Origin of the sequence: Micromonospora sp. CA-249363 (genome assembly GCF_050950185.1) — a bacterium.
Classification (GTDB): Bacteria; Actinomycetota; Actinomycetes; order Mycobacteriales; family Micromonosporaceae; genus Micromonospora.
Map to the genome: position 1 here is coordinate 3,054,118 of NZ_CP192020.1, position 24,238 is coordinate 3,078,355.

24 protein-coding genes are annotated in these 24,238 nt (G+C 71.6%); 13 read left to right on the forward strand and 11 right to left on the reverse strand.

The window, feature by feature from the left end; translation table 11 throughout:
• Positions 1–49: 49 nt before the first annotated feature.
• Together ACQPZK_RS14040 and ACQPZK_RS14045 are read right to left on the reverse strand one after the other, a co-directional pair.
• The gene (locus ACQPZK_RS14040) at positions 50–295 is read right to left on the reverse strand and encodes a hypothetical protein (protein WP_266241928.1); all 246 of its coding nucleotides are present in this window, start codon (positions 293–295) and stop codon (positions 50–52) included.
• A 61-nt stretch (positions 296–356) separates the two neighbouring features.
• Entirely contained in the window at positions 357–1,049 is a 693-nt protein-coding gene (locus ACQPZK_RS14045; RefSeq protein ID WP_433538717.1) for a TetR/AcrR family transcriptional regulator, read from the reverse strand.
• 48 nt (positions 1,050–1,097) lie between these two features.
• Between ACQPZK_RS14045 and ACQPZK_RS14050 the strand changes: the two genes are divergently transcribed.
• The gene (locus tag ACQPZK_RS14050; RefSeq protein WP_433538718.1) at positions 1,098–2,228 is read left to right on the forward strand and encodes an FAD-dependent oxidoreductase; all 1,131 of its coding nucleotides are present in this window, start codon (positions 1,098–1,100) and stop codon (positions 2,226–2,228) included.
• Positions 2,229–2,231: 3 nt separating this feature from the next.
• On the opposite strand, the gene ACQPZK_RS14055 is transcribed toward ACQPZK_RS14050, so the two are convergent.
• Together ACQPZK_RS14055 and ACQPZK_RS14060 are read right to left on the reverse strand one after the other, a co-directional pair.
• The gene (locus ACQPZK_RS14055) at positions 2,232–3,203 is read right to left on the reverse strand and encodes a LysR substrate-binding domain-containing protein (RefSeq protein ID WP_433538719.1); all 972 of its coding nucleotides are present in this window, start codon (positions 3,201–3,203) and stop codon (positions 2,232–2,234) included.
• Between the two features lie 88 nt (positions 3,204–3,291).
• Positions 3,292–3,900 carry a hemerythrin domain-containing protein gene (locus ACQPZK_RS14060; protein WP_433538720.1) on the reverse strand — a complete coding sequence of 203 codons (609 nt, stop codon included), beginning with the start codon at positions 3,898–3,900 and terminating at the stop codon, positions 3,292–3,294.
• 173 nt (positions 3,901–4,073) lie between these two features.
• Between ACQPZK_RS14060 and ACQPZK_RS14065 the strand changes: the two genes are divergently transcribed.
• Together ACQPZK_RS14065 and ACQPZK_RS14070 are read left to right on the forward strand one after the other, a co-directional pair.
• The gene (locus ACQPZK_RS14065) at positions 4,074–5,402 is read left to right on the forward strand and encodes a M20/M25/M40 family metallo-hydrolase (RefSeq protein ID WP_433538721.1); all 1,329 of its coding nucleotides are present in this window, start codon (positions 4,074–4,076) and stop codon (positions 5,400–5,402) included.
• 42 nt (positions 5,403–5,444) lie between these two features.
• A complete protein-coding gene (locus ACQPZK_RS14070; RefSeq protein ID WP_433538722.1) occupies positions 5,445–6,107 on the forward strand; it encodes a hypothetical protein in 663 nt (220 codons plus the stop codon).
• A gap of 79 nt (positions 6,108–6,186) precedes the next feature.
• Here the strand turns inward: ACQPZK_RS14070 and ACQPZK_RS14075 are convergent, their stop codons facing one another.
• Positions 6,187–6,378 (reverse strand): DUF5703 family protein, encoded by a 192-nt coding sequence (locus ACQPZK_RS14075; RefSeq protein ID WP_039906151.1) that lies wholly within the window; start codon positions 6,376–6,378, stop codon positions 6,187–6,189.
• A gap of 127 nt (positions 6,379–6,505) precedes the next feature.
• Entirely contained in the window at positions 6,506–7,477 is a 972-nt protein-coding gene (locus ACQPZK_RS14080) for an aldo/keto reductase (protein ID WP_433538723.1), read from the reverse strand.
• A 187-nt stretch (positions 7,478–7,664) separates the two neighbouring features.
• On the opposite strand from ACQPZK_RS14080, the gene ACQPZK_RS14085 reads away from it, so the two are divergent.
• Entirely contained in the window at positions 7,665–8,717 is a 1,053-nt protein-coding gene (locus tag ACQPZK_RS14085; protein WP_421470825.1) for an LLM class F420-dependent oxidoreductase, read from the forward strand.
• A complete protein-coding gene (locus tag ACQPZK_RS14090) occupies positions 8,714–9,550 on the forward strand; it encodes an undecaprenyl-diphosphate phosphatase (RefSeq protein ID WP_421470826.1) in 837 nt (278 codons plus the stop codon). Before ACQPZK_RS14085 ends, ACQPZK_RS14090 begins: the two co-directional genes overlap by 4 nt.
• A gap of 122 nt (positions 9,551–9,672) precedes the next feature.
• Here ACQPZK_RS14090 and ACQPZK_RS14095 read toward each other — a convergent pair whose 3' ends face one another.
• Both ACQPZK_RS14095 and ACQPZK_RS14100 read right to left on the reverse strand, forming a co-directional pair.
• Positions 9,673–10,236 carry a hypothetical protein gene (locus ACQPZK_RS14095; RefSeq protein WP_433538724.1) on the reverse strand — a complete coding sequence of 188 codons (564 nt, stop codon included), beginning with the start codon at positions 10,234–10,236 and terminating at the stop codon, positions 9,673–9,675.
• A gap of 666 nt (positions 10,237–10,902) precedes the next feature.
• Positions 10,903–11,106, reverse strand: a complete 204-nt coding sequence (locus ACQPZK_RS14100) for a hypothetical protein (RefSeq protein ID WP_433538725.1) — start codon at positions 11,104–11,106, stop codon at positions 10,903–10,905.
• 93 nt (positions 11,107–11,199) lie between these two features.
• On the opposite strand from ACQPZK_RS14100, the gene ACQPZK_RS14105 reads away from it, so the two are divergent.
• The 4 genes from ACQPZK_RS14105 to mshC all read left to right on the forward strand — a co-directional run bounded on the left by ACQPZK_RS14105 (position 11,200) and on the right by mshC (position 14,836).
• Positions 11,200–11,904, forward strand: coding sequence for an MSMEG_4193 family putative phosphomutase (locus ACQPZK_RS14105; RefSeq protein ID WP_433538726.1), 705 nt, complete (start codon positions 11,200–11,202; stop codon positions 11,902–11,904).
• A 226-nt stretch (positions 11,905–12,130) separates the two neighbouring features.
• Entirely contained in the window at positions 12,131–12,715 is a 585-nt protein-coding gene (locus ACQPZK_RS14110; protein ID WP_433538727.1) for a DUF3090 domain-containing protein, read from the forward strand.
• The gene (locus ACQPZK_RS14115; protein WP_433538728.1) at positions 12,712–13,530 is read left to right on the forward strand and encodes an SCO1664 family protein; all 819 of its coding nucleotides are present in this window, start codon (positions 12,712–12,714) and stop codon (positions 13,528–13,530) included. The genes ACQPZK_RS14110 and ACQPZK_RS14115 overlap by 4 nt, the downstream gene beginning before the upstream one ends.
• Before the next feature lie 67 nt (positions 13,531–13,597).
• The gene (mshC, locus tag ACQPZK_RS14120; protein ID WP_433538729.1) at positions 13,598–14,836 is read left to right on the forward strand and encodes a cysteine--1-D-myo-inosityl 2-amino-2-deoxy-alpha-D-glucopyranoside ligase; all 1,239 of its coding nucleotides are present in this window, start codon (positions 13,598–13,600) and stop codon (positions 14,834–14,836) included.
• A 524-nt stretch (positions 14,837–15,360) separates the two neighbouring features.
• Here mshC and ACQPZK_RS14125 read toward each other — a convergent pair.
• Together ACQPZK_RS14125 and ACQPZK_RS14130 are read right to left on the reverse strand one after the other, a co-directional pair.
• Complete coding sequence (locus ACQPZK_RS14125; RefSeq protein ID WP_433538730.1) at positions 15,361–16,152, reverse strand: GntR family transcriptional regulator; 792 nt, start codon at positions 16,150–16,152, stop codon at positions 15,361–15,363.
• Positions 16,153–16,294: 142 nt separating this feature from the next.
• On the reverse strand, positions 16,295–17,164 hold the full coding sequence (locus ACQPZK_RS14130; RefSeq protein ID WP_269678735.1) for a PAC2 family protein: 870 nt from the start codon (positions 17,162–17,164) through the stop codon (positions 16,295–16,297).
• A gap of 262 nt (positions 17,165–17,426) precedes the next feature.
• Here ACQPZK_RS14130 and metH point away from each other — a divergent pair, with 262 nt between their 5' ends.
• From metH to ACQPZK_RS14145, 3 genes are all read left to right on the forward strand, one after another.
• The gene (metH, locus tag ACQPZK_RS14135) at positions 17,427–20,942 is read left to right on the forward strand and encodes a methionine synthase (protein ID WP_433538731.1); all 3,516 of its coding nucleotides are present in this window, start codon (positions 17,427–17,429) and stop codon (positions 20,940–20,942) included.
• Positions 20,943–21,133: 191 nt separating this feature from the next.
• A complete protein-coding gene (locus ACQPZK_RS14140; RefSeq protein WP_433538732.1) occupies positions 21,134–21,808 on the forward strand; it encodes an HNH endonuclease family protein in 675 nt (224 codons plus the stop codon).
• Positions 21,809–22,131: 323 nt separating this feature from the next.
• Positions 22,132–23,382, forward strand: coding sequence for a helix-turn-helix domain-containing protein (locus tag ACQPZK_RS14145; protein WP_433538733.1), 1,251 nt, complete (start codon positions 22,132–22,134; stop codon positions 23,380–23,382).
• Here the strand turns inward: ACQPZK_RS14145 and cutA are convergent.
• Positions 23,303–23,632 (reverse strand): divalent-cation tolerance protein CutA, encoded by a 330-nt coding sequence (gene cutA / locus ACQPZK_RS14150; protein WP_433538734.1) that lies wholly within the window; start codon positions 23,630–23,632, stop codon positions 23,303–23,305. The genes ACQPZK_RS14145 and cutA overlap by 80 nt on opposite strands.
• Positions 23,633–23,716: 84 nt before the next feature.
• Between cutA and ACQPZK_RS14155 the strand changes: the two genes are divergently transcribed.
• Positions 23,717–24,178 (forward strand): hypothetical protein, encoded by a 462-nt coding sequence (locus ACQPZK_RS14155; RefSeq protein WP_433538735.1) that lies wholly within the window; start codon positions 23,717–23,719, stop codon positions 24,176–24,178.
• Positions 24,179–24,238 lie beyond the last annotated feature (60 nt).

The following is a 24,238-nucleotide window of genomic DNA, read 5'->3' on the forward strand; positions in this document are numbered from 1 at the left end:
CGTACGGAACGGCGCCGACCCGGTACCGGGTCGGCGCCGTCGTCGCGCCCTACTGGCCCTGGTCGGGCTCCAGACTGCCGATGGTCAGCCCCGCCGCGTCGGCGGCGGCGTCGCGCTCGCCCCGGGTCTGGTCCTCGCGGGTGAGCAGGTTGGCGTACTCGGTGACGTCGGCCGGGTCGGGCACCTCCGGGAGCCGGCGCAGGAACGCCTCCACCTGGCGGGTGGCGGCGGTGTGGGCGGCGGCGGCCTGGCGGAGCAGTTCCCGGTCGTCGGCGGGCGGGTAGAGATCGGTCATGTCCGCCAGATACCCGGACAGCGGCCGTTCGCACCGCCGACGGCTCTCGTCTCGTCTCGCCTCATCGGCCCGCGATGCCGTCCAGGAGGGTGGTCAGGTTGTGGTCGAAGGTCTCCTCGGCGTCGAGGTGCGCGCCGTCGACGACGAGGCGGGCGACCGTCGGGTAGCGACCCGTGTCGAGCATGCGCGTCAGGTACGGGCCGAGGCTGGCCTGCCAGGCGCTCAACTCGGTGCCGGTGGCCCGCGCGGTGCGTCGCTCGGTGACCTCCCGCCGCAGCGCCCCGATGATGAAGGCGTTGAGGGCGCCCAGGGCCCGCTGAAGGTCGTCGACGCCGCGTACGCCGGGGGCCTGGCTGAGCGCCGCGGCGGTCGACTCGCCCACGGCGAGCGCGTGCGGCCCCAGGTGGGGTCGCCCGCCGAGCAGGTCGGAGAACCACTCGTGATCGAGGGCGGCGACCCGGGTCCGTCGCACGATGGTCAGCACCGTGGCGCGCCACCCGGCCTGCGGGCCGGCCTCGGCGATCTCGGCGTAGACGGCGTCGACCATCAGGTCGAGCAGCTCTGACCGGTTGTCGACGTAGTCGTAGAGCCGCATCGGCCCGACGGCGAGCTCCTTGGCGAGCCGGCGGATCGACAGGCCGTCCAGGCCGTGCGCGTCGGCCAGCCGGATCGCCGTTTCGGCGATCTTCGCGCGGCTCAGCGGCACCGGCGTCGCCCGCGGGCGGGGCTCGGGCCGTTCCCACAAGGGCACCACTTCGCTACCGTACGGTGTATCCACACAATACAGCGTACGGTAAGGAGCATGACGATGCGACTGGCGATCGTGGGCGGTGGCCTGGGCGGGCTGACGCTGGCACGGATCCTGCACCTGCACGGCGTCGAGGCGGTGGTCCACGAACGCGAGGCGAACCGGTCCGCGCGCTCGCAGGGCGGGATGCTCGACCTGCATCCGGAGTCCGGCCAGCGCGCCCTCACCGAGGCGGGCCTCGGCGGGGACTTCCGGGCGTCGGCGCGGCCCGAGGGTGAGGAGCACCGCATCCTCGACCCGGCCGGCCGTACGCTCGTGCACCACACGCCGCGCCCCGGCTCGTACGACGGACGCCCGGAGATCGACCGCACCGTCCTGCGTGATCTTCTGCTCGACGCGCTCCCGCCCGACACGGTCGCCTGGGGGCGCCGCCTCGTCGCGGCGACGCCGCGAGCCGCCGGGGGTTTCGTGCTGACCTTCGACGGCGGCGATCGCGCCGAGTGCGACCTCCTCGTCGGCGCGGACGGCGCACGGTCGGTCGTCCGCCCGCTGCTGACCGACGCGCCACTGTCCCACGTGTCCAGCCACGTGGAGCTGACCATCAGCGACGCCGAACGACGTCACCCGAATCTCGTCGAACTGGTCGGCCCCGGAAACCTGTGGTGCGTCGGCGTCCGCCAGATCCTTGCCGCGCAGCGCCTCGGCAACGGCAGCATCCGGGTCGGGATCTCCCTGCCCGCCGACGATCGTGACCTCGACGCCTACCGGGACAAGCGTGTCCTGCTGAGCCTGTTCGACGGCTGGGATGCGCGCCTCACCGCCCTCATCGACGCCGGCGACGACGCGCCGATCACCCGCCGGGTGGAGGCCATGCCGGTCGGCGCGCGCTGGGCCCACCGGCCGGGGATCACCCTTCTCGGTGACGCCGCGCACCTCATGCCCCCGGTCGGTGAGGGCGCCAACCAGGCCATGCTGGACGCCGCCGAACTCGCCCGCGAACTCGTCACCCACGCCGGCGATCCGGACGCGGCGATCCGGGCGTACGAGGAGGCGATGTTCGCCCGGGTCCAGCCGATCGCCGAGATGTGCGCACGGGTCCAGGCGATGATGCTGTCACCGACGGCGGCGGACGACCTCGTCCGCTTCTTCACGCCGCGCTCCGCCCCCGAGCCCGCCACGACCTAGGTCTCACACCCCGCTGGGCTGCCGGACGCCGAAGGCCGGGTTGCGCACCAGCCAGTCCAGGTAGGTGGGGTGCGACGCCAGCGAGTCGGTGTACGCCGCCTTCGCCGTGGACAGCAGTAACTCCGCGTCGCGGGCGGCGGACGAGTCCGGATGCCATCCCAGCATCAGTCGCCAGCGCAGGGGGACACCGGCCAACCGCCGGGTGACCAGACCGGTCACCGGCCGGAACGTCGCCTGGCACAGGGCCACCGCCACGCCCGCGTCCACCAGGTCGACGCAGCCGCGGATGTCGGTCTCGTACAGCTTCCTGGGGGTGAAACCGGCGCGGGCGCAGGCGGCGGCGAAACAGTCGCCGAAGCAGCCGTCGCCGGGCGCCGCCACCCACTGCTCGTGGCGCAGGTCGCCCAGGCGCACCTCGTCCCGGTCGGCGAGCGGGTGGCTCGCCGGCAGCAGGACGAGCACCGGGTCGACGGCCACCTCCCGCCACCGCAACCCGAACTCGGCCGACGGGGTGGCGTCGCCGCAGACGCCGGTGAGGGCGAAGTCCAACCGCCCGCCGGCCACCAACTGCGCCAGCTCGTCCACCGACCACGACGCGTACGTGGTGATCTGGGCCGGCGGCTCCTCGGCGGCGAGCCGGTGCACCAGCCGGCCCAGGATCGGGCTGTTCACTCCACCGAGTCGATAGCCACGTGGCGTCACGCCGCCGCCGGCCAGTCGTGCCGCCTCGTCCTGTAGGCCCTTCATGGCTGGCAGCAGCACCCGGGCCCGGGCGAGCACCAGCTCACCCAGGGCGGTGGGGCGGGCGCCGCGCCGGTCCCGGTCGAACAGCGGCCCGCCCAGCGTCCGTTCGATCCGCTGGAGCTGGGCGGTCAGCGCCGGCTGGGCGAGCCCGAGCGCCGACGCCGCCTTGGTCACACTCCCTGTCTCCGCGATCGCGCAGACCACCCGCAGGTGTCGCAGCTCCAGGTTCATACGGTGACGGTAGGACCACGCCGCAGCCTGCGGAAGGGGCCGAGTGGATCGGTGACATTGAATGCATTCCGTGGTGCGGCCCGCGCCGTCAGTCGCGCGGCGGCTCCGGCAGGTCCTTGAGGTACGTCGGCCGCCGCGTCACCGCGTCCATCACCTTGTCCACCACGCCCACCGCCGGCTCGACGATCCGGTTCCACGGCGGCGTGGCCGGGGTGCCCGGGTGCGGCCGGGTCGGCGCGGCCTCCTCGGCGATCTCCAACCGGTTACCCAGCCGGATCAGCTCCTCCGAGGTCGCCACCGCGCGCAGCTCGGTGACGAGCGCGCCCACCCCGTCGACGTGGCGGCGGACCCGCTCGGCGACCTCGGTCACGGTCTCGTCGTTCAGCCCCTTCAGGGCGGACAGCAGCGCCGCGTCACCCTCGATCTCCGCGTCCACCCGGCCGGCCTCGGCCGGCAGCGCCGCCCGTACCGCTGGCAGCAGGTACTGCTCCTCGGCGGAGATGTGCCGCGACAGCGCGGCGGTGAGCACCGCCAGCGCCTCGGTCGGCGTCGCGTCCGGGCCGGTCAACTGGTCCACGAGGGTCAGCAACTGCCGGTGCTCGCGGTCCACGATCTCGGCGACGCTGCGGCCACCGGGCCGGTAACCCTCCTCGGGTGCGGGCGCGGGCGGCAACGGGGGTAGGGGAACGGCGGACATGATGCCCTCCTCGACTGGCGGGCGGAAGCTCCGGCAGGGGACGTGTGGTCGTGGGCGGCGGTACCCGAACACGGCCGCCGCGAAACCGCCGCCCGATTCGTCGGCCTGGATGCCCGGCCACGTCTCGTCGGTGCGCCGGCCCGCCGGTAACAACGGGCTGGTATGAAGGGGCGATGACGAGCGACGCCGCCTCCGCCCGACCGGACCCCACCGCGGAGGTCGTGGACCTCTGCCGCGACCTGCTGCGCATCGACACCACCAACACCGGTGACAACGACACCAGCGTCGGCGAGCGCCGCGCGGCCGAGTACGTGGCGGAAAAGCTCGCCGAAGTGGGTGTCGAGTCGGTCCTGCACGAGTCCGCGCCCGGCCGGGCGAACGTCGTGGCCCGCATCCCCGGGGCCGACCCGAGCCGGGAAGCCCTGCTCGTGCACGGCCACCTGGACGTGGTGCCCGCCGACGCCGACGAGTGGTCGGTGCACCCCTTCTCCGGCGAGCAGCGTGACGGCTACCTGTGGGGTCGCGGCGCCATCGACATGAAGGACTTCGACGCGATGGTGCTCGCCGTGGTGCGGCACTGGCAGCGCACCGGAGTCCGGCCCCCGCGCGACATCGTCCTCGCGTACACCGCCGACGAGGAGGCGGGCAGCGACTACGGCGCGCGCTTCCTGGTCGAGAACCACCGCGACCTCTTCGACGGCTGCACCGAGGCGATCGGCGAGGTCGGCGGGTTCTCCTACTCGGTCAACGACAGCCAGCGCCTCTACCTCATCGAGACCGCCGAGAAGGGCATCGACTGGCTGCGGCTGCACGCCAAGGGTCGGCCCGGGCACGGTTCGATGGTGCACGACGACAACGCGGTCACCGCCCTCGCCGAGGCCGTGGCCCGCATCGGCCGGCACCGCTTCCCGGTGGTGGTCACCGACACCGTACGGGCGTTCCTGACCGAGGTCTCCGACCTGCTCGGCATCGAGCTGGACCCGGAGGACCCGGAGGTCGCCATCGCCAAGCTCGGCCCGATCGCCAACATCATCGGGGCGACCATCCGCAACACCGCCAACCCGACGCGCCTCGCCGCCGGCTACAAGGACAACGTCATCCCCGGCCGCGCCACCGCGACCATCGACTGCCGCAGCCTCCCCGGCCAGTCCGAGCTGCTGGAGCGGCAGTTGCGCGAGCTGGTCGGCCCGGACATCGACATCGAGTACGTCCAGCGACAGCCCGCGTTGGAGACCACCTTCGACGGCGACCTCGTCGAGGCCATGTCGGCGGCGCTGCGCGCCGAGGACCCGGGCGCGCGGCCGGTGCCGTACATGCTCTCCGGCGGCACCGACGCGAAGGCGTTCTCGACGCTCGGCATCCGATGCTTCGGGTTCGCGCCGCTGCGGCTGCCCGCCGACCTGAACTTCTCCGCGCTGTTCCATGGCATCGACGAGCGCGTTCCGGTCGACGGACTACAGTTCGGCGTGCGGGTTCTGGACCGGTTCCTCCGCACCTGCTAGCAGTGTCCGCGTTACCTCCCCATCGTGAAGGGACTGCCCCACATGACCGACCAGCACGGTGAGCTGGACGCCGCACTCGAGCGGGTGATCGAAGCGGCCCGCCACCACCTGGCCGCCGTACGCGCCGCGCAAGGCCGCGTCGACGACGACGACGTCTGGCAGGCGTACGTGGCGTTGAACAACGCCTCCTTCGCCTACGACGAGCAGCTCCTCGACGCCTTCGGTGAGGTCACGCCGTGGGACGTCGACTCGATCGACCCGGACGAGGCCGACGAGCGCTTCGGCGGCGAGAACGTCGAGGCCAGCGACCCGCACCCCCGTGTGATCTCGGTGCGGCAACGCCGCGACTACCGGGTGCCGAGCATCTCCGCGCTGCTGCGGGCGGCCGAGGCGGCCCGCCGCGAGGGCACCCCGGAGGACGACGAGCCGGCACCGGTGGAGGGCGTCGGCGAGGCGGTGCTGGAGCTGCTGCAGAGCGGCGACGGCTCGCTCGGCGCGCTGGACGTCCCGGAGCTGGAACCGCTCGACGGGGTGGTGATGGTCAGCGAGGTGGGCACCCCGGTCGACCTGGAGTCGTTCGACGACGACGACGCGGTCGGCCCGTTCCAGCCGGCCGGTGACGACCGGCTCGTCGGTCGGCTCGACGAGCACCCGTTCCTCGAGCTGGACGACGACGACCACGACCACGCCGGGCACCAGCACTAAGGGCCGTGCGACGCCCGGGGCTCGACCTAGCGCGGTTCGGGCCCCGGGCGTTTCGTCGCGGTGTCCCGCCGGGTGTCGGTCAGTACGACAGGCCCGGCTGCGGCTGGTTGACCCGCCGACGACGCAGCATGACCTGCCGCGTGCCGTCACGGAACAGCCGTACCCGGGCCAACTCCCATCCGGAGAACTCCGCCTGGATCGCCAACTGCGCCGCTGCGGTCAACCGGTCGACGTTCGGCGGCAGCCGCAGCGGCGCGTACTCGTAGTCCATGCCGTCCATGCTGCCCAGCCCTGCGGTCGTCCGCCACCCCCTCAGGGGTGACCAACGCCGCTGCCGCGCGTGGTTCGTGCCGTCCTGGCCGTCGGCGGGCGCTTCCCGCCGCCCGGACCAGCTCGGGTCACCCGTCGCGCTCGGGGTAGCCGACCGGCACCGACGAGACGTCCTCCAGCGCGGTGGTGATCTCCTCGGGCAGCGTGATGCGCTCGACCTGCAACGCACCGAGCAGCTGGCCGACGGTGCGGGCGCCCAGGATCGGCGCGGTCACCCCGGGCCGGTCCCGGATCCAGGCCAGCGCCACCTCCAGCGGCGACACCCCGAGCCCGCCCGCCGCGGTCGCCACCGCTTCCACGATGCTCGAGCAGCGCGGCTCCAGGTACGTGGAGACGAAGCGCTCGAAGTGCGCCGACGCCGCCCGCGAGTCCGCCGGCCGCCCGTGCCGGTACTTGCCGGTGAGCACCCCCCGACCCAGCGGCGACCACGGCAGCACGCCGAGGCCCAGCGCGTCGGCGGCCGGCAGGACCTCCCGCTCCACCCCCCGCTCCAGCAGCGAGTACTCCACCTGGGCGGCGACCACCGGCGCCCGGCCCGGCCAGGCCGTCTGCCAGGCGGCGGCCCGCGCGGTCTGCCAGCCGGAGAAGTTCGACACCCCCACGTAACGGACCTTGCCGCTGGCCACCGCGTGGTCCAGCGCCCCGAGGGTCTCCTCCAGGGGGGTGTCCGGGTCGTACCCGTGCACCTGGAACAGGTCGACGTGGTCGGTGCCGAGCCGACGCAGCGACGCCTCGAGGGTGCGCAGCAGATGGCCCCGGGAGCCGTCGCGCCGCCGGGCGTTGCCCGGGCGCAACCCCGCCTTCGTGGCGATCAGCAGCTCCTCGCGCGGGACGAGGGTGCCCAGCAGCGATCCGATCACGGACTCGGCGTCACCGTCGCCGTACACGTCGGCGGTGTCGATCAGGTTGCCGCCCGCGTCCAGGAAACTCTTCAGCTGGGCGGCCGCATCGTCGGCGTCGGTGTCCCGGCCCCAGGTCATGGTGCCGAGCGCGAGCCGCGAAACCGCCAGCCCGCTTCGGCCGAGCGGTCGCTGTTGCATGGGTGAACCTTATTTCGAACCCGCCGCCACCGATATCCTCGCTCCCGTCATCTCTGCCGGTTCTGCCGGTTCCGCCTCCGCGAGGCACCGCGACGGACGGGGGATCATTGGCGGTGAGCCGGTGATCGGGTCCGTTTTCGGCATTGCGTAACCTGGTGCGACCTGTGCCACGGATGGGGGAGGACCAGTGCGACTCGGGCTCAGCCTCGGATACCAGACAGCGTGGAGTACGCCCGCCGACCACCTGGCGCTGGCCCAGGAGGCGGACCGCCTCGGCTACTCGGTGGTGTGGGCGGCGGAGGCGTACGGCTCCGACTCGCCCAGCATGCTCGCCTGGATGGCCGGCCAGACGCAACGGATCGACGTGGGCGCGGCGGTGATGCAGATCCCCGCCCGTACGCCGGCGGCCACCGCGATGACGGCCGCCACCATCGACGCCCTCTCCGGCGGCCGCTTCCGGCTCGGCCTCGGCGTCTCCGGCCCGCAGGTCTCCGAGGGCTGGCACGGCGTGCGGTTCGCCAAGCCCCTCGGCCGCACCCGGGAGTTCGTCGACATCGTCAAGCTGGCCATCGCCCGCAAGGAGGTGGCGTACGACGGCGAGCACTACACCCTGCCGCTGCCCGACGGCCCCGGCAAGGCCCTGCGACTGGGCTTCCACCCGCCCCGCGAGCACATCCCGATCTACCTGGCCGCCGTCGGCCCGAAGAACCTGGAACTGGCCGGCGAGATCGCCGACGGTTGGCTCGCCGTGTTCTACGCCCCGGAGTTCGCCGACGAGCACCTCGCCGCCGTCTCCGCCGGTCGGGCCAAGGCCGGCAAGGAACTGGCCGGCTTCGACGTGGTGCCGTCCGTGCCGGTCGTCGTCGGCGACGACGTCGCCTCCTGCGCCGAGCTGGTCCGCTGGTACGCCGCGCTCTACGTCGGCGGGATGGGCAGCCGGCAGCAGAACTTCTACAACCAGCTCGCCACCCGGATGGGCTACGGCGACGCCGCCCGGGAGGTCCAGGACCTCTACCTGGCCAAGCGCCAGCGCGACGCCGCCGCCGCCGTACCCATGGAGTTCATCGACCGCACGTCGCTGCTCGGCCCGAAGGAGCGCATCGCCGAAAGGATGCGCGAGTACGCCGCCTCCGGCGTCACCACGCTGTCGGTGACCCTGTTCGTGGCCGACCGGGACAGCGGCGTGCAGACCCTGCGGACCGTCGCCGAGGCTCTCGAGCTCTCGGGAGTCGGCGAGTGACCTGGGTTGAGGCCATCGTCCTGGGCATCGTCCAGGGGCTGACCGAGTTCCTGCCGGTCAGCTCGTCGGGGCATCTGCGGATCACCTCGGCGATCTTCTTCGACCGCGACGCGGGCGCCTCGTTCACCGCGGTCACCCAGCTCGGCACCGAGGCCGCCGTGCTGATCTACTTCGCGAAGGACATCTGGCGGATCACCCGTACCTGGCTGGTCGGGCTCAAGGACAAGTCGGTGCGTTCCAGCCTCGACTACCGGATGGGCTGGTACGTGATCGTCGGCTCGATCCCCATCGGGCTGTTCGGGTTCCTCTTCAAGGACCAGATCAAGACGGCCGGGCGCAACCTCTGGGTGGTGTCCACCACGCTGATCGTGTTCGCCTTCGTGCTGGCGTTCGCCGAGTACTGGGGTCGGCAGACCCGTACGCTGGAGAACTTCCGGATGAAGGACGGCATCGTGATGGGCTTCGCCCAGGCGATGGCGTTGGTTCCCGGCGTGTCCCGCTCCGGGGGGACGCTCACCGCCGGCCTGCTGCTCAACCTCACCCGGGAGGCGGCGGCGCGGTACTCGTTCCTGCTGGCCATCCCGGCGGTGGTGATGTCCGGGGTGTTCAGCCTCGGGGACGTCTTCGAACCGTCCGCCCCGGGTACGTCCGCGCCCTCGGTCGCCCAGATGATCGTGGCCACCGCCATCGCGTTCGGCATCGGCTACGCCGCCATCGCCTGGCTGTTGCGCTACGTCGCCCACCACACCCTGTACGTCTTCGTGCTGTACCGGGTGGCGCTGGGCACCCTGGTCCTGGCCCTGCTGCTGACCGGCACGATCAGCGCCACCTGAGACGGCCTGCGCCTTCAGATCTTGGACAGTTTCCGTCAGGTCGGGACGGTAACTGTCCAAGATCTGGAGGTACGGCGATGGCCGGCGCCCGTTGTCGGGTGCCGGCCATCGGCTTTGAGCTCTTAGCTGTTCCAGTGGTGGGCGACGAGGTCGGTGGCCTGCTGCTCCCACTGGGCGTAGGCGTCGGGGTAGGCGGAGACCTGCACGGTCTGCGCGGCGTCGGTCAGGGGCATGTCCTGCCAGCCGTCGACCTGGCGCAGGCCCTTGAGGAACGCGGTGGTGGAGTACTCGGGGTTGGTGATCTGCTCGGGGGTGCCCCAGCCGCTGGTCGGGCGCTGCTGGAACAGGCCGAGGGAGTCGTGGTCGTTGGCGTCGCCGAGGTGGCCCAGGTTTTCCAGCTTCGACTCCTGCAGGCTGGTGGCGATGGAGATGACCGCGGCGCGCTCGGGCAGGCCGGCCTTCTTCGTGGCCGCGATGATGGCCTTGGCGTTGGCGGTCTGCTCGTCGTTGAGGGTGATGTGGGACTGGTCGCCCTGCGGCTTCGGCGCCGCGGCCTGCACCGCTGCGGCGGTAGCGGGCTTGGCGTCGACCGGGTTGGCGTGGGCGGCGATGGGGCCGGCGAAGACGCCACCGGCGAACGCGAGACCAGCAACGGACAGCATGCTCTTGCGGAAGATCGTGTTCATGGGGGGTTGCTCCTTCGGGGGTAGGAAACACCCAGATGTCACCGTTGGGGGGATCGGTGATGCGGGGTGTGCGCACCTCGTCCGGGCGCTTGCGAAGCAAAGTCTTGGGGGCGGCGGCCTGCGAGCCGGGGGGCTCGGGCGCCGGGTCTGTGTGTAACGACCGGCTGGCCGGGGTCATTCCCGGGGCTCGCGGCCTGCGGGCGGGTGCCTCGCGGCGGCCGGTCCGTGTGTAACGACCCGGGGGGCGGGGCCATTCCCGCAGGCGGGCGGCCCGTGGCGGTCTGTGTGTAACGCGACCGGCTGGCCGGGGTCATTCCCGGGGGCCTGGCGGCCTGCGGGCGGGTGCCTCGCGGCGGCCGGTCCGTGTGTAACGACCCGGGGGCCGGGGTCAATCCCGCAGGCGGGAGGCCCATGGCGGTCTGTGTGTAACGACCTGCTGGCCGGGACATTCCCGGAGCCTTGCGGCCTGCGGGCGGATGCCTCGCGGCGGCCGGTCCGGGTGTAACGACCCGGGAGCCGGGGCCATTCCCGCAGGCGGGCGGCCCGTGGTCCTGCGATCGTCAGGGTGTGTAACGACCCCCGGACCGCCACGATTCCGGCCCACGCGTGCGGCCTGTCACCACACGGGCCCCACAACCGGACATCGCGCCCAGCGGGGGTGATCGGTCAGGGTGATCGACTCGAGTTCGCCGAACTCGGGGTATCCGGGACCGGTCGACACCCCCACATCGGCGAAGTCGTGTCGATCAAGCCGATCGGGGCCGCGTCGATCACGCCGATCGGGGCCGCGTCGATCACGCCGATCGGGGCCGCGTCGATCACGCCGATCGGGGCCGCGTCGATCACGCCGATCGGGGGCGTGTCGATCACGCCGATCGAGGGCCACGTCGATCAAGCCGATTGGGGCGGCGTGGCCGGAACCCGTGGCACTCGGGACGTACCGGGGAGGCCTAGGGTGATCGTGTGGCGACCCTTCTGCTTCTGCGACACGGCCGTACCACCGCGAACGCCGTCGGCGGCCTGGCCGGCCGGCAGCCGGTCGAGCTGGACGACACCGGGCGCGCCCAGGCCACCGCGGTCGGCGAACGGTTGCGGGCGGTGCCCCTGGCGGCGGTCGTCACCAGTCCGCTGATCCGCTGCCGGCAGACCCTGGAACTGGCGTTGCCCCAGGCCACGCCGGTGGTCGAGGAGGGGTTGATCGAGTGCGACTACGGAAGCTGGGAGGGGCAGCCGCTGAAGAAGCTCGCCAAGGAGCCTCTCTGGCCGGTGGTCCAGCAGCACCCCAGCGCGGCGGTCTTCCCGCAGGGCGAGGCGATGGCGGCGATGGCGGCCCGCGCGGTGGCGGCTGTCCGCGACTGGGACGCCCGGGTGAACGCCGAGCACGGGCCCGAGGCGGTCTGGCTGGCGTGCAGCCACGGCGATGTGATCAAGGCCATCGTGGCGGACGCTCTCGGCGTACACCTGGATGCCTTTCAGCGGATCGTGGCCGATCCGGCGTCGGTGACCGCGATCCGCTTCACGCCGCTGCGGCCCTTCCTGGTCCGGCTCAACGACACGGGCGGTGACCTCGCCGCGCTGGTCCCGCCGCCGCGCAAGCGGCGTCGGCGGACCGCGCGGGCGGCCGACTCGGACGCCGCCGTAGGCGGTGGGGCGGGCGCGGCCCGGTGAGGTACGCCGTAACCCCACCGCCCCCCGCCACCGCGACGCCCGGGACCGCGACGCCCGGGATCGCGATGCCCGGGACCGCGATGCGCTGGACCGCGATGCCGGGGACCGCGACGCCGGGGACCGCCACGCCCGGGTGTGGCCGCCGCTACACCGGGCGCGTTGCCCCTGCGGCGATTCGGGTCGGTGGGGTGCGCGATGCCATGGTGGGCCGGATAGGGTCGTGGGTATGACCCACCAGGTGCACGCCTTCGAACCGCCGGAGCGGTTCGTCGCCGGGACTGTCGGGCCGCCGGGGGAGCGCACGTTCTTCCTGCAGGCCCGCGGCGGCGGCAGGCTGGTCAGCGTCGCGCTGGAGAAGGTCCAGGTGTCCCTGCTCGCCGAGAAGCTGGAGGAGCTGCTCACCGAGGCCCAGCGTCGCTTCGGGGTGGAGTTGCCCGAGCTGGCGCCGGTGATCGGCGACAACGAGCCGCTGGACACCCCGGTCGACGAGGAGTTCCGGGTCGGGACGCTCGGGCTGGCCTTCGACGTCGACACCGCGACCGTGGTGATCGAGGCGATCGCGGCCGGCGAGGTCGAGCCCGAGGTCGAGCTGGGCGACGAGGATGACGACGACGAGGACGAGGACGAGGACGAGGAGCCGGACGAGGACCTGGACCGGCTGCGGGTACGGCTCACCCCGCAGGCCACCCGCCAGTTCATCGAGCGGGCCCGGCGCGTGGTCAACGCGGGCCGGCCGCCGTGCCCGCTGTGCGGCCAGCCGTTGGACCCCGCCGGGCACCTGTGCCCGCGGCACAACGGTTACCACCGGTGACCTTGTCCGGCCTCCAGCCTCTGCGCGACGGTGACGCCGCGCTGCGGCTGCTCCGCGACGGCACCCTCGATCTGGAGGGTCGGCTGGTCGACGCGTCGAACACCACCCTGCGGGGCATCCTGACCCTCGACGGCGTCACGGCCCGCTGTGTCTACAAGCCGGTACGCGGGGAGCGCCCGCTGTGGGACTTCCCGGACGGCACCCTCGCCGGCCGGGAGGTGTCGGCGTACCTGGTCTCCAACGCCACCGGATGGGACCTGGTGCCGCCGACCGTGCTGCGCGACGGTCCGTTCGGCCCCGGTTCGTGCCAACTCTGGATCGACGAGCCGGAGGACGCGGAGCCGCTGGTCGGGTTCGTGCCGGCCGAGGAGGTCCCCCCGCGCTGGTTCCCGATCGCGGCGGCCCGGGACGACGACGGTGCCGCGTACGCCCTCGCGCACGCCGACGATCCACGGCTGGCCCGTCTCGCCGTGCTCGACGCCGTGATCAACAACGCGGACCGCAAGGGCGGGCACGTGCTCGTCGGCGCCGACGACCGGATCTACGGCGTGGACCACGGGGTGAGTTTCCACGTCGAGGACAAGCTCCGTACGGTGCTCTGGGGTTGGGCCGGCAAGCAGGTTCCGCCGGACGCCATGGAGGTGCTCGACGGGCTCGGCGCGCAGATCGCCGGCGCGCTCGGCGAGGAGCTGGCCGAGCACCTGACGATCAGCGAGATCGACGAACTGGCCGCCCGCGTCGAGAAGTTGCGGCAGACCGGCCGCTTCCCGCAGCCTCCGGAGGACTGGCCGGCGATACCCTGGCCACCCATGTGACTCTGCTGTCATCTTGATCACCCGTGGGGCATCCCGGTGTCGCCTGAGGGCTGGTTAGGCTGAGGCCATGGAGTCTTGGGCGGGACACGAGGTGCCACGGCTGCCGGGTCGGGGCGAGCCGTTGGCGTTGTACGACTCGGCGCGGCAGGGTGTCCACCCGAGCGACCCGGCCGATGCCGCGAGCATGTACGTCTGCGGCATCACCCCGTACGACGCCACCCACCTCGGTCACGCCGCCACCATGATCACGTTCGATCTCGTGCAGCGGATGTGGCGCGACGCCGGCCGACCGGTGCGCTACGTGCAGAACGTCACCGACATCGATGATCCGCTGCTGGAGCGGGCCGCCCGCGACGGCGAGGACTGGGTGGTCCTGGCGATGCGGGAGACCGCCCTGTTCCGCGAGGACATGGAGGCGCTGCGGATCATCCCGCCGGAGCGTTACGTGGGCGCGGTCGAGTCGATCCCGGACATCGCCGACAAGGTCGAGGTGCTGCTCAAGGACGGTGCCGCCTACCGGCTCGACGATGGCACCGGCGACGTCTACTTCGACATCTCCGCCACCGGCCGGTTCGGCTACGAGTCGAACCTGACCCGCGAGCAGATGCTGGAGATCTTCCCCGAGCGCGGCGGTGACCCCGACCGGGCCGGCAAGCGCGACCCCCTCGACCCGCTGCTGTGGCGTGGGGCGCGCGAGGGCGAGCCGTCCTGGCCGGGCGGGGAGCTGGGTGCGGGCCGTCCGGGCTGGCACATCGAGTGCGCGGTCATCGCGCTGAACCTGCTCGGCGACCGGATCGACGTGCAGGGCGGCGGAAACGACCTGCTGTTCCCGCACCACGAGGCGTCCGCCGCACATGCCGAACGACTCACCGGGCAGACGCCGTTCGCCACGCACTACGTCCACGCCGGGATGATCGGTCTGGACGGCGAGAAGATGTCCAAGTCCCGCGGCAACCTGGTCTTCGTCTCCCGGCTGCGCGCCGACAAGGTCGACCCGATGGCGATCCGGCTCGCGTTGATCTCCGGGCACTACCGCAGCGACCGGACCTGGACCGACGAGCTGCTCACGGTCGCGCAGGAGCGCCTGGACCGTTGGCGGCGGGCCGCCGCCGCGCCCGCCGGGCCGTCCGGGGCCGAGCTGCTGGCCGGTGTACGCGCCAGACTGGCCGACGACCTCGACACCCCCGGCGCCCTGGCGGTGGCCGACAACTGGGCCGACGCGGCCCTGTCCGGTACCACGGACGACCCCGAAGCCCCGGCCCTCTTCGCCAAGACGGTAGACGCCCTCCTCGGCATCCGCCTGTAACCACCTCCCGCGACCCCGCGCTTCCTGCGCGGCCCAGCGCTTCCTGCGCACCTAGCGCTTGCCGCGCGCCTAGCGCTTGCCGCGTGACCCCGCGCTTGCCGCGTGACCCCGCGCTTCCCGCGCTGACCGGCGTTCCCGGTCGCCGCCCGGCGCGCGGCGGCTGCGCCCACCCGTCAGCGTCGATCATGGAGTTGTGGTGACCGTTGTGAGGCGCTGCGCCCCTTATGCGAAGCACCACAACTCCATGATCGACACGAAGATCCTCACCTCGCCGCCGATCTTGCACTTTCTGTCGTCGCAAAAGTAGCCACACGGGGCAAAGCGGCCACAGAAAGTGCAAGATCGCCGGGGCGGGGCGGGGCGGGGCGGGGCGGGGCGGGGCGGGGCGGGGCGGGGCGGGGCGGGGCGGGGCTGGGGCTGGGGCTGGGGCTGGGCGGGGCTGGGCCGGGCTGGGCCGGGCCGGGCCGGGCCGGGCTGGGCCGGGCGGGGCTGGGCCGGGCGGGCTGGGCTGGGGCGGGGCGGGGTTAGCCCAGGACCAGGCCGGGGTCGGGGTCGGGGTCTGCGGTGGGGCCGGGGATCTTGTACTCCTCGGTGAGGGTGGTCATCGGGCCGGGCCAGGTGGCCTGGGCGACCTCGATGGGCTTGCGGTGACTGTCGTACGCGACGTGCAGCAGGTGCAGCACCGGGGTGTCCGGCCGGATCTGGAGCGTCTCGGCCTCCTCCCGACTGGGCTGGCGGGCGCTGATCGTGTCGGTGGCAGAGGCGTACCGGCGGCCGGTGGCCTCCTCGGCCTCCTGGTAGAGCGGCCGGCCGAACGCCTCGGCGCGCTCCAGCGAGGTGCCGTCGGTGTCGCGGGGGAGGAACCAGGAGGCGCCGACCTCGACGGGGGAGTCGTCGGTGCGGACGAGGTGGCGACGGCAGAGCAGGTTGGTGCCGTCGGAGACGCCGAACGCGTCGGCGACCTCGGCGGGTGCGGGGGAGAGGCCGACGGAGACGAGTTGCTGGCGGTACCGGGCGGCGAGGTCGGTGTGGTAGCCGCGGAACCCGCCGTACCGGCCCCGGGAGAGGCGGTTCAGTCGACGCCGGGTGCCCCGGACGTACGTACCGGAGCCGGGTTTGGTGATCAGGATGCCCTCGACCCGCAGTTGGTCGACGGCGCGTTGCACGGTCTGCTTCGCGACGCCGAACATCTCGGCGATGGCCGGGATGGACGGCAGTCGTTCGCCCGGCCCCCAGTCGCCGCGGCGGACCTGGGCCTTGAGCTGCGCGGCGATCTGCCGGTGGGGAAACTCGGCGGCGCCGGGGTTGATCTGCACACCCGCCTCCTTGATCACATCTAGGTTCCTAGGATGCCCTAGCGGTTGTGACGGCGCCACCCCGGACACGCGGAAACGGGCTCCGAACACAGGTACGGGCCCCCGAACCAGAAGAGGTTCGAGGGCCCGTACGGAAGAGCAGCTACCAGGAGCCGGCGGTAGGGCCGGCCGAACCGCCCCGACGCCGCAGGTACTTCTCGAACTCCTGGGCGATCTCGTCACCGGTCAACGGGGTGATGCCCTCGTCGCCGACGCGTTCCTCCAGCTCACGGACGTACTCGCCCAGCTCGGCGTCCTGCTCGGCGGCGCTGCGTACCCGCTGCTCCCACTCGGCGGACTCCTCGGCCAGGTCGGCCATCGGCACCGGCAGGTCGACGACCTCCTCGACCCGGTGCAGCAGGGCGAGGGTGGCCTTGGGGCAGGGCGGGTTGTTGGCGTAGTGCGGCACGTGCACCCAGAACGAGACGGCGTCGACCTCGGCGCGGGCGCACGCGTCGTGCAGCACGCCGACGATGCCCGTCGGCCCGTCGTAGCGGGTCGGGGTGAGCTGGTAGCGCTCGGCGGCCTGGGCGTCGGAGGCGCTGCCGCTGATCGGCAGCGGCCGGGTGTACGGCACGTCGGCCAGCAACGCGCCGAGCAGCACGACCCGCTCCACCTCCAGGCTGTGGCAGATCTCCAGGACCTGCTCGCAGAACGTCCGCCAGCGCATGCTCGGCTCGATGCCCCGGATCAGCACCACGTCGCGGTCGGTGCCCTCGGGGCTCGCCACCATGAACCGCGTCGTCGGCCACTCCACCCGGCGGGTCTCCCCGTCGGCCATGGTGATGGTCGGCCGGCTGACCTGGAAGTCGTAGAAGTCCTCCGGGTCCAGTTCGGTGATCTGCCGGGCGTTCCAGACCTGTTCCAGGTGCTCGACGGCGGCGGTGGACGCGTCGGCGGCGTCGTTCCAGCCCTCGAAGGCGGCGATGGCCACGGGGGACCGCAGTACCGGCAGTCCGTCGAACTCGGTCACGCCGTCACCTCACCCTGCTCGTCGCGGCCGGCATCGGGACCGCGCCCGGTTGTCGGACCGTGGTGCACGATGGCGTCCCTGTTCTCCTTCACGTCCGCCAGCCTACGTGTCGGGCAGGGATGCGGCTTGTCGGCCGCGCCGGTCCGCCCGCTCCACGACCCGGCATACGGCCGCGAACCGGACAGCGTGATCCGGCTGACACAATATGGGATCGGGCGCGGAGGGCGCTCGGCTTCCGCGGGGACCGCACTAACCTGAACGGGTGCGGACTTCGTTGCTGGATGTGCTGGCCGATCGGATCCTCATCGCCGACGGGGCGATGGGCACCATGTTGCAGGCCGCCGACCTCACGCTCGACGACTTCGACGGCCTCGAGGGGTGCAACGAGATCCTCAACGTCACCCGCCCGGACGTGGTGCGGGGCGTGCACGACGCGTACCTGGCCGCCGGCGCGGACTGCGTGGAGACCAACACGTTCGGCGCGAACCTGGCCAACCTCGGCGAGTACGACATCCCGCAGCGCATCCGCGAGCTGTCCGAGGCGGGCGCGCGGATCGCCCGGGAGGCCGCCGACGCGGCCAGTACGCCGGAGCGGCCCCGCTTCGTGCTCGGCTCGATCGGCCCGGGCACCAAGCTGCCCACCCTCGGGCACGCCGGCTACGCGACCCTGCGCGACGCGTACCAGGAGAACGCGGCCGGCCTGATCGCCGGCGGCGCGGACGCGTTGATCATCGAGACCTGCCAGGACCTGTTGCAGGTCAAGGCGGCGATCGTCGGGTCGAAGCGGGCGATGGCCGAGCTGGGCCAGCAGGTCCCGATCATCTGTCACGTGTCCGTGGAGACGACCGGCACGATGCTGGTGGGCAGCGAGATCGGCGCGGCCCTGGCGGCGATCGAGCCGCTCGGGGTGGACCTGATCGGGCTGAACTGCTCGACCGGCCCGGCCGAGATGAGCGAGCACCTGCGCTACCTGTCGCAGCACTCCCGGATCCCGCTGTCGGTGATGCCGAACGCCGGCCTGCCGGTGCTGACGGCCGACGGCGCGTACTTCCCGCTGACTCCCGTGGAGCTGGCCGAGGCCCTGGAACGGTTCGTCTCCGAGTACGGCGTGGGGCTGATCGGCGGCTGCTGCGGCACCACTCCGGAGCACATCCGGGTGCTGTCCGAGCGGCTGCACGGCGTCACCGCGGCCGGGCGCGAGCCCCGCCACGAGGCGGGTGTCTCGTCGGTCTACCACCCGGTGCCGTTCGCGCAGGACGCCTCGGTGCTGATGGTGGGGGAGCGCACCAACGCCAACGGCTCCAAGGCGTTCCGGGAGGCCATGCTCGCCGCCGACTGGCGCGCGTGTGTCGAGATCGCCCGCAGTCAGGCGCGCGACGGCTCGCACCTGCTCGACCTGTGCGTCGACTACGTCGGGCGCGACGGCACGCGGGACATGCGCGAGCTGGCCGGCCGGTTCGCCACCGCCTCGACGCTGCCGATCATGCTGGACTCCACCGAGCCGGCCGTCGTCGAGGCCGGCCTGGAGATGCTCGGTGGCCGCTGCGTGGTCAACTCGGTGAACTTCGAGGACGGCGACGGCCCCGACTCCCGGTACGCCCGGGTCATGCCCATTGTGCGCGAGCACGGCGCGGCGGTGGTGGCGCTGCTCATCGACGAGGAGGGGCAGGCGCGGACGAAGGAGTGGAAGGTCCGGGTCGCCACGCGGCTCATCGACGACCTGACCGGCCGGTGGGGGATGGACCGCGCCGACATCCTCATCGACGCGCTCACCTTTCCGATCGCCACCGGGCAGGAGGAGACCCGCCGCGACGGCATCGAGACGATCGAGGCGATCCGGGAGATCGCCCAGCGGTACCCGGGGGTCAACTTCACCCTGGGCATCTCGAACATCTCCTTCGGCCTCAACCCGGCCGCCCGGCAGGTGCTCAACTCGGTGTTCCTGCACGAGTGCGTCCAGGCCGGTCTGAGCTCGGCGATCGTGCACGCCAGCAAGATCCTGCCGATGTCGAAGATCCCCGACGAGCAGCGCGAGGTCGCGCTCGACCTGGTCTACGACCGGCGGCGCGACGGGTACGACCCGGTGCAGCGCTTCCTGGAGCTGTTCGAGGGCGTCGACGTGACGAGCGCCCGGGCCACCCGCGCCCAGGAGTTGGCGGCGCTGCCGCTGGACGAGCGGCTCAAGCGGCGCATCGTCGACGGTGAGCGCAACGGCCTGGAGGCCGACCTGGACGAGGCGATGGCCGGCGGTCGGTCCCCGTTGTCGATCATCAACGACATCCTCCTGGACGGCATGAAGGTCGTCGGCGAGCTGTTCGGCTCCGGGCAGATGCAGCTGCCGTTCGTGCTCCAGTCCGCCGAGGTGATGAAGACCGCCGTGGCGTACCTGGAGCCGCACATGGAGGCCACCGAGGACGGCGGCAAGGGCCGCATCGTGCTGGCCACCGTGCGCGGGGACGTGCACGACATCGGCAAGAACCTGGTCGACATCATCCTGTCCAACAACGGCTACGAGGTCGTCAACATCGGCATCAAGCAGCCGATCAGCGCGATCCTCGACGCCGCCGAGCAGCACCGCGCCGACGCGATCGGCATGTCCGGGCTGCTGGTCAAGAGCACGGTCATCATGAAGGAGAACCTGGCCGAGATGGCCACCCGCGGGGTCGCCGAGCGTTGGCCGGTCCTGCTCGGTGGGGCGGCGCTGACCCGGTCGTACGTGGAGGACGACCTTCGGTCGACGTACCCCGGGCAGGTGCACTACGCCCGCGACGCGTTCGAGGGGCTGTCCCTCATGGACCGCGTGATGACCGCGAAGCGCGGCGGCGCGCCGGTCGTCGACCCGGAGCGCGAGGCGGCGCTCGCCACCCGTCGCGCCCGTCGCGAGCGGCAGCGCACGCTTGTCACCGAGTCGCTGCCGGAGCTGCACGACTCCTCGGTCCGCTCCGACGTGGCCGTCGACGTGGAGGTGCCCACCCCGCCGTTCTTCGGCACGCGTGTCGTCAAGGGCGTTCCGATGGCGGACTACGCGGCGCTGCTCGACGAGCGGGCCACGTTCCGCGGGCAGTGGGGGCTCAACGGCGCCCGGGGCGGCAACGGCCCCTCCTACGACGAGCTGGTCGAGACCGAGGGTCGGCCGCGTCTGCGGTACTGGCTGGACCGGCTGATCGCCGACCAGGTCCTTGAGGCAGCCGTGGTGTACGGCTACTTCCCCGCGTACTCCGAAGGAAATGATCTGGTGGTGCTCGACGAGAACGGGCACGCGGAGCGCGCCCGGTTCTCGTTCCCCCGCCAGCGCCAGGAGCGACGGCTCTGCCTCGCGGACTTCTTCCGGCCCAAGGGCGACCAGCTCGATGTGGTCGCGCTGCAACTGGTCACGGTCGGGCAACCCGTGAGTGAGTACGCGGCGAAGCTGTTCGCCCGCAACGAGTACCGCGACTACCTGGAGGTGCACGGGCTCTCCGTGCAGCTCACCGAGGCCCTCGCCGAGTACTGGCACCGACGCGTACGCGCCGAGCTGACCCTGCCCGACGGGCGTCCGCTGGGGCACGACGACCCGCAGGACCTGGCCGGCATCCTGCGCAACGACTACCGGGGCTGCCGGTACGCGTTCGGCTACCCGGCCTGCCCCGACCTGGAGGACCGGGCGAAGATCGTGGACCTGTTGGGCGCCGAGCGGATCGGCGTCGAGCTGTCGGAGGAGTTCCAGCTCATGCCGGAGCAGGCCACCGACGCCATCGTGGTCCACCACCCGGAGGCGAGCTACTTCAACGCCAAGTAACGGTCGGTGGCCACGGCCCATCGTCGTGAGCTACGACCTGGTCTACGAATTGACGGCGGTCAAGCGGAGTGTGGACGCCGGGGATGCCCAATGGTCGATGACCGGACCGGCATCCGTTACGGATATGGCCTTCGATCGACATGATCGTTGGGGACGGTTGCAGTCCATCCCCTGACGAAAGGCTGCCGCCCATGCCGATCGCGCCCTCTGCCACGTCCTTCCCGCATGCAATGCACCGCGCCGCCGTCCTCGCGGTCGTCGCCCTCGCGGCGACCTGCCTGGCCGTCGTGAACGCGCAGCCCGCTTCGGCCACGCCCCCCGGAATCCCGTCGAAAGCGACGGCGCAGTCACAGCTCAACGCCCTGACCGTGGCGTCACAAGGCTCGACCAGCGGCTACTCCCGTGACCTGTTCCCCCACTGGATCACGATCAGCGGCAGCTGCAACACTCGGGAGCAGGTCCTCAAGCGCGACGGCACCTCTGTGGTCGTCGACAGCTCCTGTGCGGCCACCTCGGGCCGCTGGTACAGCCCGTACGACGGAGCGACCTGGACGGCGGCCTCCGACGTCGACATCGACCACGTCGTGCCGCTTGCCGAAGCGTGGCGCTCCGGTGCCAACTCGTGGACGACCAGCCGCCGGCAGAGCTTCGCCAACGACCTCAGCCGCCCACAACTGATCGCGGTCACGGACAACGTCAACCAGGCCAAGGGTGACCAGGACCCCTCCACCTGGCAGCCGCCGCTGTCGTCGTACCGGTGCACCTACAGCAAAATGTGGATCACCGTGAAGTACAACTGGAGCCTCACCCTGCAGTCCTCGGAGAAGTCCGCGCTACAGAGCATGCTCAACACCTGCGCCTCCTGAACGGCGCGTGGCACCCGGTCGGCAGTCACGCGACAAGGCCGGCCGGGTCGCCGCTGAACTTCCACAGTCCAGCGTCCGAGGACGAAGTAGCCTTCAAGCCCAGGTCACGGGACATCTCGTCAAGTTTGAACGACTGTGCCAATCGGCTGAATCAATACGACGCCAAGTAACGGCTCAGGTATACGGGTGCCTCCGCCCGTCCGCGGACGGCGCTGCCAATAGTTCAGACGTGACGGCGACAGTCGGCAGCGCTAGCGTGACGGATGGCAATCCTTGACCCGCAGGGTAAGGGAGCTGCCACCAGTCGACTTGAGGTGATCGCGATGACTGAAGCGTCGTTTTCGGAGCGCATGCGTCAGCTTCGCGGGCAGCGTGGTGTGTCGTTGCGTGAGCTCGCGAAGCTCACGTACTACGGCAAGTCATACCTGCACGAGCTGGAGACCGGCGCGAAGCCGCCCACCGCTCAGGTCGCCCGACACGTCGACGAGGCTCTTCGCGCCGGGGGTGAGCTGGCCGCACTGGCTGCAACGCGTCAGGGCATCCGCCGTCGTGATTTCGTCGCCGCTGCCGGCCTTAGCGCCGCGCTCCCACAGACCCTGCTCGCGCGCGGTCGACAGGTCGGGAGTGGCACGCCTGGGCAGCTGGCTGAGCGCACGGCGAGATTACGCCGGCTCGACAACTATCTCGGCGGCGCTGACACCCGTCAGATGTACGCGGCCGAGATGGAGACGACAACGCGACTGATCCAAAACGGCGTGTACGCGGCGCGCACGGGCCGGCGACTACTGACGGTCCTCGCCGAGCAAGCGCAGTTGGCCGGTTGGGCGGCGTTCGACGCGGGTGACCATCCGGACGCGGATGGCAAGTTCCGGATCAGCCTTGCCGCCGCACGGGAGGCCGACGACAACTCGCTGACGGCGAACGGGATGGCATTCCTTGCTTACCAGCAACTTGCCACCGGGCATCGGGGTGCGGACGTGGCCAGCGCGGCCTGCGAGACCGCCGGCGCCACGGCGACGCCACGGGTACGGACGATGCTGCACCTGCGGGCTGCCTGGGCATCCGCTGTCGCCGGCGATGCGCCGGCCGCCGACCGGCATCTCGGAACCGGTACGACTCTTCTTGCCGAGCGCGACGACCGGCCCGAGCCGGACTGGGTGTACTGGGTGGACGGCACAGAAGGCGAGATCATGACCGGCCGCTGCCAGACCGTGCTCCATCGGCCGCTTCGCGCAATTCCGGTGCTGGAGCGCGCTCTGGCGACCTTCTGCGACACGCAGGCCCGCGACAAGGCGCTTTATCTGTCCTGGCTTGCTGACGCCTATCTCGACGCGAACGAGATCGAGCAGGCGTGCCAGACTGCGGCAAGCGCCGTCCGCCTTGCCTCCGGGGTCGGGTCCGTCCGGCCACGGCAGCGAATCGACGCTTTCCTACGTCGCGTGGAGCCGCACACCGGGCTGCCGTGCGTCGCCGATCTTCGGGCCCTCGTGGCGGCTATGCCTCCGCGCCCTCGACGGAACGACTCAACCACGCCAGGTACTCCGTCGAACCCTGGACGATCGGAACCGCACTGACCTGCGGGTTGGTCCACGGATGCTCGTCTAGGACGAACCGCTCCAACTGCGGATATCGCTCTGCCGTGGTGTAGAGCAGCACCTGCCACTCCTCGCCCGAGCCCTGCGTACCGTGGTGCCAGAAGACACTGGTGACGGGGCCGATCACCTGCCCGCTCGCGGCGAGCCGGGCGGCGACCGCACCCTCCGCGAGCCGTACGCCGACCTCGCGTGTCTCGGTGGCCGTTGACACTTGGAGGTAGTCGCTCATCCGTTACACCCTAGCGGCATCACGGTACGACTCAGACCATTCGGAAGTGCGACAAACAGAGCCGTTGCCACTAGTGTTCCCGCCGTGAATCTCGTGATCGATGAGGGCAGTCGCCAGGTACGCGAGTTCGTGTGCCAGTGCTGCGACGCGCAGGCAGACCGGACCTGGGCCAACATCTACGAGGGCGACACCGCCATAGCTGTCTACTTCGCGAGCTGCTATCACCACAACGGGGTTCACGAGGCCTGGATCGACGCCATCTTGGGGACGTGGGGTCAGGATCGCTTCGACGACCACATCACGTTCGGCTGCCGGGTCGGTCCGGTGGCCGGCTCCCCGGCCCCTGCCGCGACGCTTGTCAACGGTGGCGAGGTTGCCGGCGACAGTGCGATCTTCGGGCGCAAGCTCACCCGGGAACAAGGGCTGAGTCACCCGAGGATCGCCGAGTTCTGGCAGGTCGTGGACGTGATCCTGGAACGGGACGACCTGGTGCGCCGCCACGTGTACGGGTCGGTTGCGCCGGACGGTGCGCGGCCCGGGCAGTAGCCCCGGCGCGGCGGGTCAAGGGCTGGGGCAACCATCGAGGTGTGGTCGCTATGGCGTGGT